Origin of the sequence: Phocaeicola sp. (genome assembly GCF_048170425.1) — a bacterium.
Lineage (GTDB): Bacteria > Bacteroidota > Bacteroidia > Bacteroidales > Bacteroidaceae > Phocaeicola.
In genome coordinates, this window is the sequence record NZ_DBEXBB010000144.1 from 1 (window position 1) to 14,277 (window position 14,277).

The 14,277-nt window shown below is 43.1% G+C and carries 8 protein-coding genes; all 8 read left to right on the forward strand.

The features are described 5' to 3' along the window. The first annotated feature begins 171 nt into the window (after window positions 1–171). The 8 genes from ACMJ0U_RS05590 to ACMJ0U_RS05625 all read left to right on the forward strand — a co-directional run bounded on the left by ACMJ0U_RS05590 (window position 172) and on the right by ACMJ0U_RS05625 (window position 14,142). On the forward strand, window positions 172–2,610 hold the full coding sequence (locus tag ACMJ0U_RS05590; protein ID WP_417128723.1) for a glycoside hydrolase family 127 protein: 2,439 nt from the start codon (window positions 172–174) through the stop codon (window positions 2,608–2,610). Window positions 2,611–2,636: 26 nt separating this feature from the next. After that, window positions 2,637–5,669: a SusC/RagA family TonB-linked outer membrane protein gene (locus tag ACMJ0U_RS05595; RefSeq protein WP_417128725.1), complete on the forward strand. Its 3,033-nt coding sequence runs from the start codon at window positions 2,637–2,639 to the stop codon at window positions 5,667–5,669. Window positions 5,670–5,681: 12 nt separating this feature from the next. Then, window positions 5,682–7,349, forward strand: a complete 1,668-nt coding sequence (locus ACMJ0U_RS05600) for a RagB/SusD family nutrient uptake outer membrane protein (protein ID WP_417128726.1) — start codon at window positions 5,682–5,684, stop codon at window positions 7,347–7,349. A gap of 25 nt (window positions 7,350–7,374) precedes the next feature. Next, window positions 7,375–8,382 carry a DUF4859 domain-containing protein gene (locus ACMJ0U_RS05605; protein WP_417128728.1) on the forward strand — a complete coding sequence of 336 codons (1,008 nt, stop codon included), beginning with the start codon at window positions 7,375–7,377 and terminating at the stop codon, window positions 8,380–8,382. Window positions 8,383–8,501: 119 nt separating this feature from the next. Continuing rightward, window positions 8,502–10,502 (forward strand): DUF4859 domain-containing protein, encoded by a 2,001-nt coding sequence (locus tag ACMJ0U_RS05610; protein WP_417128729.1) that lies wholly within the window; start codon window positions 8,502–8,504, stop codon window positions 10,500–10,502. Further along, a complete protein-coding gene (locus tag ACMJ0U_RS05615; protein WP_417128730.1) occupies window positions 10,499–11,851 on the forward strand; it encodes a DUF6055 domain-containing protein in 1,353 nt (450 codons plus the stop codon). The genes ACMJ0U_RS05610 and ACMJ0U_RS05615 overlap by 4 nt, the downstream gene beginning before the upstream one ends. A 12-nt stretch (window positions 11,852–11,863) precedes the next feature. Next, window positions 11,864–13,237, forward strand: a complete 1,374-nt coding sequence (locus tag ACMJ0U_RS05620; RefSeq protein ID WP_417128732.1) for an aminopeptidase P family protein — start codon at window positions 11,864–11,866, stop codon at window positions 13,235–13,237. Then, window positions 13,234–14,142: an EamA family transporter gene (locus ACMJ0U_RS05625; protein WP_178269882.1), complete on the forward strand. Its 909-nt coding sequence runs from the start codon at window positions 13,234–13,236 to the stop codon at window positions 14,140–14,142. Before ACMJ0U_RS05620 ends, ACMJ0U_RS05625 begins: the two co-directional genes overlap by 4 nt. Window positions 14,143–14,277: the final 135 nt, after the last annotated feature.

Genomic DNA, 14,277 nt, shown 5'->3' on the forward strand with positions numbered 1-14,277 from the left:
TAAATAAATCCAATAATATAATGTAATACACTTGTTATCAGTGCGCTAGGTTTTTGTAGTGGTTGGCATGTTGCCGACTATTTTTGTAGATGAATGGATGATATTTTTATCGCTTTACTTTCTTAACTTCTACATTTGCAACAAACGAATAAAGAACCCAATTTATATAATATGAAGAACAGGCTTTTGATATTGATGAGTGGCGTCGCCGTGTTGGGAATCACTTCCTGCACGAAACCGGCCTACCAGCAACCGGATGCTCCTATTCAGGAAGTACCGTTTACCCAAGTGCATATTAACGATGGCTTTTGGTTGCCCCGTATTGAAACAAACCGTACGGTTTCCATTCCTTCTGCTTTCAAGGAATGTGAGAAGAACGGCCGTTTCGACAATTTTGCTATTGCAGGCGGATTGAAGAAGGGGGAACATCGTGGTGATTTCTCCTTTGATGATACTGACCCGTATAAGGTAATAGAAGGAGCCTCTTATTCATTGGCAGTGAAGTATGACCCTCAGCTTGACCATTACCTGGATAGCGTAATCAATGTTATAGCGGCAGCTCAGGAACCGGACGGATACCTGACTACCTGTGTGACAAACAAGTGTTACCGGCTTTCTGGCTGGTGGGGACGTTCCAAATGGGAGAAACTGAACAGTCATGAGTTGTATAACAGTGGTCACATGTATGAGGCTGCCGTAGCACATTATCGGGCTACGGGCAAGCGTACATTCCTTGATGTAGCCATCAAGAATGCCGACCTGGTTTGCAAGGTGTTCGGACCGGGTGAAGGACAGAAACATGTGCCCTCGGGCCATCCTATCGTGGAAATGGCATTGTGTAAATTATATAAGGTAACGGGTGACAAGAAATACCTTGACATGGCCCGTTATTTTGTGGAAGAAACCGGACGTGGTACAGACGGTCATAAACTGAATGAATACAGTCAGGACCATAAACCTATTCTTCAGCAGGATGAAATTGTAGGTCATGCGGTACGTGCCGGATACCTCTATTCTGGTGTAGCCGATGTGGCAGCTCTGACAAATGATACGGCTTATTTTCATGCGTTGACCCGTTTGTGGGATAACTTGGTGAGCAAGAAACTGTATATTACTGGAGGTATGGGTTCCAGAGCTCAGGGAGAAGGTTTCGGCCCGAATTATGAATTGCAGAATCATACCGCTTATTGTGAGACCTGTGCAGCCATTGCCAATGTGTATTGGAACTACCGTATGTTCCTGGCCACAGGTGATTCCAAGTATGTGGATGTATTGGAACGTGCCTTGTATAATGGCGTGATTTCAGGTGTTTCTCTGAGCGGTGACAAATTCTTTTATGACAATCCGCTGGAATCAATGGGCGAACACGAACGCCAACGCTGGTTTGGTTGTGCCTGCTGTCCGGGTAATGTAACCCGCTTTATGGCTTCCGTACCAAGCTATGCGTATGCCACCCAGCAGAATGACATTTATGTGAACCTCTATATCCAGGGTAAGGCAGAAATGCAGACCGCAGATAATAAGGTGACATTGGAACAGACTACTGAATATCCGTGGAACGGAAAAGTAACCATTAAGGTTACTCCTGAAAAAGAAGGCAAATTTGCTATCCGCCTCCGTATCCCAGGATGGACAAAAGCTGCTCCTGTAGCTTCTGACCTGTATGCATATACCGATGCGGCCAAGAAATATACATTGAAGGTAAACGGCTCGGCTACACGTGGAGCAGAAGGTGACGGCTACGAAACCATCGTACGCACATGGAAAGCTGGTGATGTAATTGAACTGGAAATGCCGATGGACGTTCGCCGTATCAAAGCCAACGATAAAGTGGAAGTAGACCGTGGAATGGTAGCATTGGAACGTGGACCGATTATGTTCTGTCTGGAAGGAAAGGATCAGCCTGATAGCATCGTATTCAATAAATTTATTCCGAATGATACTCCGATAGAAGCTTCTTACGAAGCCAATCTGTTGAACGGGGTGATGGTATTGAAAGGTACCGCAAAGGAAGTTGAAAAAGACGGTACAGTGAAAGATGTTGCATTCAAGGCCATTCCTTATTCTACATGGAACAACCGCGGAGCCGACCAGATGGAAGTATGGATTCCGGAATCAAAAGAATATGCAATTCCAACTCCTGAGCCGACTATTGCTTCAAAGGCACAGACATTCACCATTCAGGCTGCAATCCAGAAAGATGCGCCCGAGTCGGCAGCTGTGATGTCCTACGCATGGGGCGTGAACGACCAGTGGGAGCCGAAACGTTCTTCAGATACTTCCAAGCCCTATTTCTACTGGTGGTTGAAGAATGGTACGATGGAGTCTCTGGCCTACGAATTCGACAAACCTTACACCGTATCGAAAGTGGAAGTTTACTGGCTGGATTTTGATCATTACGACGGTGATTTCCGTGTACCGCAAAGCTGGACATTGTATTACAAGTCTGGAAACAGCTGGAAAGAAGTAGAAACGAGTGATAAATATGGGGTAGAAAAGGACAAATACAATGTAGTAAACTTCAAGCCAGTCCAGACTACCGGACTGAAAATCTCGGCACAGCTTCAGAAAGGAGCTTCGGGAGGTATTATTGAATGGAAAGTAGAGTGATTTATTAACCCTTAAATATAAACAAGATGAATACACAGTTAAATCGCATGTTGTTTAGTCGTGCATTTGTAAAAGTGTCGGCATGTGTAGTGCTTTCTGCAGGTTGTTTACCTATGGCAACCTATGCGGAATCTGTTGGAGCACCGGTTGTGGAGACTGTCTTGCAACAAAAGGCTATCTCTGGTAAGGTGGTTGATTCAAAAGGTGAGTCCATTATTGGTGCAAATATTATGGAGAAAGGCACTTCCAATGGTACGATTACTGATTTTGATGGGAATTTTAGCTTAAATGTATCAGCCAAATCAGTACTTCAAATTAGCTACATCGGTTATAAGACGCAGGAAATTCCTGTCAGTCAGTTGAAGGCAGGTGCTGTCATTACCTTGAAGGAAGATACGGAAGTGATGGACGAAGTCGTGGTAATTGGTTACGGTACGCAGCGTAAAGGTGATGTGACCAGTGCGATTGCTTCTGTAAAAGCGGAAGACTTTACAGTGGGTAAGGTAGGCGATGCGGCCGATTTGATTAAAGGTAAGGTGGCTGGTTTGAGTATTGCAAAAGGTTCTGGTGACCCGAATGCGACTTCTGCCATCCGTCTGCGTGGTGTTATCTCCGTAAATGGTAGTACAACTCCTTTGATTCTGATAGATGGAGTGGAAGGAGATTTAAGTACAGTCGCTCCTGAAAATATTGAAGCTATCGATGTGTTGAAGGATGCTTCTGCCGCAGCTATCTATGGTACACGAGGTGCAAACGGTGTGATTTTGATAACTACAAAAACCGGTAAGCGTGAGGCACATACTACTGCTTCTTATTCGGGCTACGTTTCTGCTTCTCAGTTTGGCAAGAAACTGGATTTTATGACTGCAGAAGATGTACGTGCCGGGAAAACAAACTTTACAGACAAAGGGTATGATACTGATTGGCTGGATGCCATCAGCCGTACCGGTTTTACTCATAATCACAACTTTAATATTTCTGGAGGTACAAAACAGACTACTTATTCAGCAGACTTTACTTATCGTAAGGAAGACGGTGTGATTATGAATACGTATGCAGAAGATATCCGTATGCGTTTTGATGTTTCTCACTGGATGCTGAATGATATGTTGAAGGTTAATTTGAATATGGTCAAGAAATGGCATAAGAATAGTGCAACCAATGCTACAGCCACAGACCAATCAAATATCTACCGTCAGGCAATTGCACGTAATCCGACAGCTCCGATTTATAACGAAGATGGTTCTTATAATGAAGATTTCGGGGTAAACTACTACTATAATCCGGTAGGAATGTTGGAAGAACGTTTGGGTAATTATACTTACGAAGAGACTCGTGCTGCTGGTAATATTACTTTTGAACCCATTAAAGGATGGCAAACCAATTTGATGTTAGCTACCAGTCGTTTTGGTGCTCACGATAAGGGGTATAATACTTCTGATTATTATGGGAACCAATTGAGCCAATGGACAGGATATGCTTATCACACAAATAGTGAAAGCTTTCAGAATAATTTGGAGCTTACTTCTAAATATGATTTGAATGTAGGTAAGCATCGTATGAATGCAATGGTGGGTTATAGTTACCAGTATTACAAATATGAACAAAATTATGCTAATAACTATAATTTTCCAACAGACTTCTTCCAATGGAATAATTTGGGTATAGGTCAGGCTTTGAAGGAAGGTAAAGCAGGAATGGGCAGTAGTGCCAGTGAAAATACTTTAATTGGTTTCTTTGCCCGTGTAAGTTATGCCTACGATAATCGTTATAATTTGTTGGTGAGTGTACGTCGGGAAGGTTCTTCCAAGTTTGGAGATAACAATAAGTGGGGTACGTTCCCTTCTGCTTCATTAGGATGGACTATCAGTAATGAGGAGTTTATGAAAGGCATTACTTGGCTAAATAATTTGAAATTGCGTGCAGGTTTTGGTATTACTGGTGTTATACCGAATGATCCGTATATTTCATTGACAAAGTACGCTTATGGCAGTTCCTATTATTATAGTGATGGTAAATGGTTACCAGGTTTATCTGTAAGTTCTAATCCGAATCCGGATCTTCGTTGGGAAAAATCTACGGAATTCAATGTGGGTTTAGATTGGAGTGTATTGGATAATCGTTTGGGTGGTTCTATTGACTTGTATAACAAGAAAACAACTGATTTGTTGTTCTTGTACACGGTACCTACTCCTCCGAATTTGTATAATAAGACTTTGGCTAATGCGGGTTCTGTACGAAATCAAGGTATCGAAGTTGCTGTAAATGCAGTTCCGGTGCGTACCAAAGACTTTGAATGGAAAACTGTTGTTACAGTTTCTGCTAATAAAAATAAGTTGTTGAGTTTGTCTAACGATATGTATGAATCTAACAGCTTTATGGATACCGGGGGACTGGGGGAACCTATTAGTATTTCTACTCACCGTATGGAAGAAGGTAGAGCTTTGGGAGAATTTTATGGATTGAAATCTGTTGGTGTATCCGAGAATGGTCTGTTCCTGATTGAAAAACCAGATGGAGAGGTTGTAGAATTCTCTAATGATCAGTTGAAAAATGATGAATATCGTCAGTACTTGGGTAGCGGTCTGCCTAAAGTCTATTTGGGATGGACAAATAATTTGTCTTATAAAAACTGGGATTTGAGTATGCAGTTTACCAGCCAATTGGGATTCAAGATTTTGAATGAGCCTCGTGCTTTCTATGAAAACAATTCTATTGCATACAACCGATTGAAATCTGTTGAGGAAGCTCCTTATGGTGGACAGTATACATTGTCTTCTTCTCAGCCTCAGACTTTTGTAAGTTATTATTTGGAAGATGGTGATTTCTTGAAGTTGACGAACCTTACTATTGGCTATACTTTCCCAATAAAGAAGAACAATAAATACATCAAGGGGGTACGTGCTTATTTGTCTGGTGATAACTTGTTCTGTATTACTGGTTATTCTGGATTGGATCCAGAGTTGTCCAACTGGTATCCTACTTTTGCAGGTATTGATGCGCGTGATAAATATCCATCCATTCGTTCGTTTACCTTTGGTTTGAACTTAACTTTCTAATATTGAATCGATATGAAATCAAATTTATATAAATCATTACTCGGAACAGTAATCGGTGCAAGTATGCTCTCACTGAATAGCTGTACTGATTTGAGCGAAACTATTTATAGTGAGCTGGCATCTGAAAAGTACGAATTTACAGATAAGGATGCTGCTGCCATGTTTGCTCCTGTATATTCTTCCTTGCGTAGCTTGTATTGGGGATGGAATGGTTATGCAGATGTGATGGATGAGACCTCTGATCTGTGGACTACTCCTTTGCGAATTGGAGTGGGATGGGGAGATCTTTATATTGCTATGCATGAGCACAATTTCCATTCACAGATTGACCATTTGTGGACTGAATGGCAATATGCTTATGAAGGTATTAATGCTTGCAATAAACTTTTGGCGGATAAGGCTGTACAGGAGTCAGAAACATCAGTTGCACAACTTCGTGCTTATCGTGCATTGTATTATTACATTTTGTTTGATTTGTTCCGTAACATTCCATTGGATACTACGTATGATCATCCGGCTGGCTGGCAACCCGAGCAAGCTAAACCGCAGGAGGTTTGGGATTTTCTGATTACGGAACTGAATGACATTAAAGATAAGTGCGGTGATGAAGTGAGAATGGGTGAAATCAATAACTATGCGGTACACATGATTCTTGCTAAAATGTATCTGAATCATAACGCATGGTTTAATGACCATTCGGATGATTCTTATTATCAGAAATGTATTGATGAATTAAATCAGGTATTAGCCGGTCCGTTCTCATTGGCACCGAATTATTCGGATAACTTTAAGGAAGATATTTCTACGTCTCCGGAAATTATTTTCGGCATACCATTTGAATATTTGTATGCAGGTGGTAACTATTATGCCAATAAATGGATGAACGAAGCAGGGCGTGCGACATGGGGATTTACCGGATGGGCTACAGGCGGAAGTGCAGCTTTGCCACAGTTCCTGGAAACTTATGATCCGGATGATACACGTTTTACAGACTGTTGGATTGAAGGTGAACAGAAAGATATGAATGGTAATACTATTTATGTTGATGGAAAACCTTTGAACTATACACGTGAAATTCGTAGTACAGATAATCCCGGATGTTATCCGATGGAGGGAGCCCGTTTGGTAAAATATGAAATCAAATCGGGCGACTGGGGTACTTCTTACGACGATGTTCCTTTCTTCCGGTTGGCAGATGCTATGATGATGAAAGCTGAATGTTTGTTACGTTTAGGTGGATATAATGGTGAGACCGAACAAGATGCAGCTAATCTGGTTACAGAAGTACGTCGGCGTGCTTTTAAAGATAATCCGGAAAAAGCTACTCGTACGGTTGCTCAATTGAAAGGTGGTAGCGTGTATAAATATGGTCATCGTGAAAATACAGCCAAACAAGATGAGCCGGATAATTGGGTAACTACAGAAGAAGGTGGCGCTGATATTATTTTAGGTGGATTATTGGATGATTTGGCATGGGAGTTTGTAGCAGAACATCATCGTCGCCAGGACTTGATTCGTTTCCGTATGACGAACGGACAGAATGTGTTCAATGGCAAATCTTGGTTCTGTAAAGACCGTAAAGAAGATGTGAATGATAATCATTGTGATATCTTCCCGATTCATAAGACATTCCTGGAAGGAAACTTGAAGTTGAAACAAAATCCGGGTTATGGAGGTTAATGAAAACACTTAAAAAAGATTTATCATGAAAAAGAATATATTATTAGCATTTTGCTGCTGTTCGTTGCTCGCATTTACAGCATGTAGTGACGATTACAATGATGCTACTTCAAAACATGTTTATGGGGAAAATGAAAACCCTTATTTAAAGATTGACACAGAAGCTCAGATTTCTGCTACTGGTGCCTTGGAAGTAAATGGAGAACATTCATATACAGTAAAGCTTTCGGACTATGCTGCAAAGTTTGAAGAAAAGATGGGTATGAGTGTAGATGCTGTGATTGATGGATTGAGCACAGGCGAGACCGTTTTCTATCCGATTAATACGACTCGTAATCAGTGGTTAAAGACGCCATATAACAAGGACGATGCTGGTTGGTATTTCAACTCGGCGAACCAGCCTTGTGCGCAGGATGATGAGGCTTGTAAAGCATCTGTTGTATTGGATAAGACCAATAAAGAGCTGGTTTTCGAGTTAACGGAAGGTGGAATTACCGCTGGTACAGTGTTGGCATTAGAAGTTGGATTTGCTAAAAACGGCCCGGATTATGATAATTATGTACGCTTTACGTTGAATGCCAGTGTGACGGACCCCAGTGTTGCTGTTGCTACTGTAGAGCTTCCTAATACAGATTATACTGCAGATGATATTTTGTTGACCTCAATTGAAGAAAATATTGCTGCTGTGTTTGAAATGACATTGGACGAATTTATTACAGCATTTGACGAGGGTACAATTAAGTTTTATGCGGCAGACCCAACAACTGGTGTATGGGATACAGAAAGTGCTTATACAGGTGAGCAACCTGCAGGATATTGGTTTGATGAAGCTGGTAAGGTATGTGCTTACCCTGGTGTAGTATGTGCTAATTTTAAACCTGACTCTGATGAGGTAAGTAAGAGTTGTGTAAAATTATGTTGCATGCCAGAAACGCCAGTTGGTAAACAATATAATTGCAGTTTTGGATTTGTTGATACTACTGATGCAACCAAATTCTTCCGTTTTGTTGTAACTTGCAATATTGTAGAATAGTATAATAAGGGAAAGATGGATATTTTGAAGAATATCATCCCCTTAAATAAAAAAACGTCCTGATAAAATTTGTCAGGGCGTTTTTATTTATCGATTTAGTAATAAAAAGTTAAGTCTTTATGTATTTTAAATCAGTGAAAAATCTGGATATATCTGTAACTGTGTGTTTATTGCTTTTGTTCTGCCTGTTGTGGAGTTGTAGTGATAAGGTTCCTCAAAAAGAGGAGAATGAAAACATGTTGCAGGTTATGCCTGAAGATAATATAAAGGATTTCGACAAATATTACAAACCGGCTGAATTTGAGGGGATGGATATGCTCCGAAGTGATGCCAAATGGTCATGGTTCCGCTCCAAACAAAGTGAGCATTTCTTCGTATTCTGGGAAGCTGGTTTTGGTGATGACCCTAATGCGGAAACAGTTCCTGCTAATTTGAGAGTAGATATCGATGACCTTTTGGAAAAGGCTGAGCAGTTCTATAAGACCAATATAGAAAAGTTGAAGTTTGCGGAAACCGGACAGGGCAAATCGTTCCTGGACCGCTACAAGATGGAAATTTATCTGTTGTATCAGGAAGAATGGCTTGCCACTGGATCCGGATATGATAATACCATCGGGGCCTTGTGGGTAAATCCGAGTACATGCCAGCCTGTAGGCTCTACTATTGCGCATGAAATCGGGCATAGTTTCCAGTATCAGGTGTATTGCGATAAGTTATGTCAGGGAGGAACTGATGATCTTAAGTCGGGTTTCCGCTATGGGTATGAAGGAAGCAATGGCGGAAATGGCTTCTGGGAACAGTGTGCGCAGTGGCAGTCGTTCCAGGATTATCCGGAGGAGATGTTTACCTCTTATAACTTTGACGTCTGGTTGAGTAATAATCATCGTCATTTTGAAAATGAATGGATGCGTTATGCCAGTTATTGGTTGCAGTCTTATTGGACTATGAAACACGGTATTGAGACGATTGGTAATATATGGAAAGGTTCTGTTTATCCGGAGGATGCCATTTCGGCTTATACACGGTTGTATTGCAACAACGATTGGAACAAGACGAAAGAAGAGTTGTATGATTATGCCAGCCGGATGGCTACTTTCGACATCGACGGGGTACGTGAATATTCCGATGGGTATCTCGGACGGTATCACACGACGTTCTATTCGAGTGGAGACTATTATCAGGTGGCTTATGCCAATTGTCCGGAGGCTACAGGCTTTAATGTGATTCCTTTGAATCTGCCGGAAGCTGGCAATACGGTGGTGACAGCCGATTTCGTAGGACTGGAACCAGGTGCAGCTTTGGCAGCGGACGATCCGGGTGAATACATGGAATCGGAAGCTGTGAAGGGTACAACCACAAAATACAATACGGCGGGTAGTGCCGGAAATATGGGCTGGATGTATGGCTTCGTGGCGTTGAAACAGGATGGAAGCCGGGAGTATGGCGAAGCGAATTCCGATAAGAGCGGGCGTGTTTCCTTCACTGTTCCGGCTGGTACACAGAGTTTGTATTTTATAGTGCAGGCTGCACCACAGAATTATGTAGTCCATCCGTGGGATGAAAAGGAACTGACTGATGAGCAGTTCCCGTATAAGGTGAAATTCGAGAATACTGATTTGTTGGGAAATATTACAATCGACCCGGATGCAGAGCCTCAGAATTTGACACTGACGTATAATGTATCATTTGCAGCAAGTGCTACGGATTATAATGGAACTTCCGTCAGCATTTCTGAAAATGGAGATCTTACGAAAGTGGCACAGGCGCTTATTATGCAACCCTCACAACTGACTTCGAACATGTTATCAGCAAAGGCTGAACCTCAGGAAGGAAAGATTGCTTTTGCTGCCGTGAAGCCGGATGGTAATTTGGATTATAATACGACTGCTAATGGGTACGGCTTCTGGTTTGATAGTCTTGGCAATCCCATTGGATGGGGAAGTGATAATGACAGTAAGGTCTATGTGGAATATGATGCGAAAAACTTTAGTTTTTCTGTCGGGCAATATCCGGGAAAATTAGCTTCGGGTGATAATTATGTGGTGAAAGAAGCCTTGGTTTATACAAAGGGCGGACAACAATATGTAATAACTTTAGTCTTTAATATTGGTATCAAATGAGCAAACGACTAATAGGGACATGTTTTTTAGCGGCAGTTTTTACTGCCGCTTTTTCTCAATCGGTATGTCCCGTTGATTTATGTAACAATAAGCTGAGAGGAAAGGAAATCTACATCCCCAAAGATTTGCAGGGAATGGACCTTCAGAACCCGGACTCCAAATGGAGCTATCACCGGATGTGCTGTACGGACAATGTGGCGGTGTTCTGGGAGAAGGGTTTCGGCAACGATTTGGCCAATCCTCCTCAATTGGAAGGGCATGACATGCATGTGGATTTGAATAACTTGACGGACAAATTAGAATATTTCTATACGTTTTTCCGCGATTCTTTGCAGTTTGCTAAACCGGGTTCGAAAAGCGACCGTTACCGGATGATGGTCATGATTAATTATTCGCTGGAGGGAACGGCCTACGGAGGGGATTATGACCAGCAGATTGGTGCGCTATGGGCGGCTCCTAATCGCATACAGGATGAAAAGTTGAACTGCGTGGCACATGAATTAGGACATAGTTTTCAGGCACAGATTTCGTGTGATGGAGAGGGAGAGGCCTGGGGTGGTTCCGGTTTTTTCGAAATGGCATCGCAGTGGATGTTATGGCAGGTGAATCCGGACTGGCAGACGGATGAACGCTATCACTGGGAAGCTTTTACAAAGTTGACGCACAAGGCTTATCTGCACTTGGAGAATATTTATCATTCACCGTATATTCTGGAATATTGGGGAATGAAACGAGGACGCCCGATTATTGCAGAACTTTTCCGGCAGGGCAAGAGAGGGGAAGACCCGGTAATGACCTACAAGCGTATGACGGGATTGGCGCAGGAAGCTTTCTGTGACGAGATGTTTGATGCCTGTCGGCATTTGATTAATTGGGATTTTGACAGAGTATGGAGGAATACGCGCCCCTATGCGAACCAGTACACTTGTAAATTGACAGCCCAATCGGATGGATGGTATCAGGTGGCAGCCGAAAATTGTCCGGAGAATTATGGATTTAATGCCATTCCGCTGAGGGTGCCTGAACCGGGAACAAAGGTGGAGTTACAGTTTGAAGGATTAAATGGAAAGCAAAACGGATATGTATCGGTACATCCGGAAAAGGCAGGCTGGCGATATGGATTTGTAGCCGTCAAAGACGATGGGAAGAGTATATATGGTGAAATGTCTGCCGATAAAAAAGGAAAACTCACTTTTAAGGTGCCTGAAAACGAGAAGTTAGTATATTTGTGGCTCGTAGTGATGGGGGCACCAGAGGAGCATTGGATGAATCCCTCACCGGAAAGTGGGGAAAAAGATGCGCAGTGGCCTTATCGCATCAGACTGAAAGGAACGGATTTAAAGAACTAATTTTATTGGGGTATGTTTGCAAAAGAAACGTATGTCGCTCGCAGGCGGCAATTGAAGGAGAGCGTAGGCTCCGGCTTATTGCTCTTTTTAGGGAATGACGAGTGTGGAATGAATTATGAAGATAACACGTATAATTATCGTCAGGATTCTTCATTTCTCTATTTCTGGGGATTGTCATACGCTGGTTTGGCGGCTGTAATTGACATTGACGAAGGCCGTGAAATCATTTTTGGTGATGAACTGACCATTGATCATATTGTGTGGATGGGAACGCAACCTACTTTGCATGAGAAGGCACAGCGGGTAGGAGTGACGGAAACCTTGCCATTAGCTGAACTGAAGAAGTATGTAGAGAAGGTGGTGGCACAGAAGCGTACGGTGCATTATCTTCCGCCTTATCGGGCAGAGCATCGCCTGAAGCTGATGGACTTGTTAGGGGTGAAGCCGGGAGCAGAGATGCCTTCTGTTCCGTTTATCACAGGAGTTGTGAATCTGCGGAATTATAAGACGGAAGAAGAGATAGCAGAGATTGAACGTGCATGTGATGTGACGGCTGAAATGCATCTGGAAGCAATGCGTGTGCTGCGTGTCGGTATGAAAGAGTATGAGGTGGCTGCGGCATTGGAAGCGGTGGCTCAGGCGCATGGATGTAACTTGTCTTTCCCGACCATTGCTACGGTATGCGGACAGACTCTTCATAATCATTATCATGGGCATACGGTAAAGGAAGGGGATATGTTGCTGGTGGATGCCGGAGCAGAGACGGCCATGGGGTATGCAGGTGATATGTCTTCCACCATCTGTGCAGGAAAGAAATTTACCAGTCGGCAGAAGGATATTTATGACATTCAGGTGACTGCGCATCAGGCGGCGGTGAATGCCTTGAAGCCCGGTGTGTATTTCCGTGATGTGTATGACTTGTCCTGCCGGGTAATTTGTGAAGGCTTGAAAGGACTGGGCCTGATGAAAGGAGATCCGGCAGATGCGGTAGAACAGGGGGCGCATGCCATGTTCTTCCCTTGCGGACTGGGACACATGATGGGACTGGATGTACATGATATGGAAAACCTCGGGGAGGTATGGGTTGGCTATGACGGACAGCCTAAGAGTACGCAGTTCGGGCGTAAGTCGTTGCGTCTGGCTCGTAAATTGGAACCGGGTTTTGTGCTGACCATTGAGCCGGGTATCTATTTTATTCCGGAACTGATGGATTACTGGAAAGCTGAGCATCGTTTTACCGATTTCATCAATTATGAGAAACTGGAAACCTATCGGGATTTTACGGGACTGCGTAATGAAGAGGATTACCTGATTACGGCTACCGGAGCGCGGAGACTGGGTAAAAAGATTCCTTTGACAACGGAAGAAGTGGAGGCAATGAGATGACGAACGATAGTAAAGCGATTGCGTGTGCCTGCGTGGCGGTGTTAAGTTGGTCGACGGTGGCTACAGCTTTCAAGATGGCCTTGCGTTATCTGACGCATTTCGAGATGTTGTGGGTGGCCAGCCTGACTTCACTGGTGATATTTGCGGTGTTGCTGACTGCACAGCGGAAATGGAGATTGCTTGGAAATCTGACAGGGAAACAATGGTTGTATTATGCCGGACTGGGACTGCTGAATCCGGTGGCTTATTACTTGGTATTATTCAAGGCATACGATTTGCTTCCTGCGCAGGTGGCGCAGCCTATTAATTATGCCTGGCCGATTGTGCTGCTGATGTTGCTGGCTTTGTTTGCCGGACAACCTATACCTAAGAAGAAATATATCGGTATGTTTGTTTCTTTGGCAGGAGTCGCTTTGATCTCAATCGGTACCGGATTTAACGGAGAGATGAGCGTATCAACCGAGGGGTTTTTGCTGGCGGCACTGAGTGCCGTGTTGTGGGCTACCTACTGGATGCTGAATAACCGGAATAAAGTACAGACGGATGGTAGTGTGGTTTTGTTTCTGACCTTCTTGTTTGGGTCGGTTTATTTGTCGGTAGGAGCTTTGTTCTGCGGGTTGAACTTGAGCTCGCTGACCGGTGTGTTGTCGGGTATGTACGTAGGAGGATTTGAAATGGGAATTCCTTTTATTTTCTTCGGACTGGCCATGCGGAAAACTTCCAATCCGGCATTGATAAACCAGTTGTGTTACTTGTCGCCCTTCATGTCATTGTTCTTCATTTCTGTTGTGCTGGGCGAGCAGATTGTGTTTACTACTTACATCGGACTGGTGATGATTGTGTTGGGAATCGTCTTCAATCAGTATTTCGTAAAAAGTTCCAATCAGGCAAAAATCGTCCAATAGGATGAAAAAATAGTATAGAATCGCCTCTCCTGAGTGCAGGAGGGGCGATTTTGGGATAATATTGTTATCGTTTCAGACTTCAATGGCAGAGAGTTATTTGTTTATCTTTTTTCTTTGCAATTGGAAAAATATTCT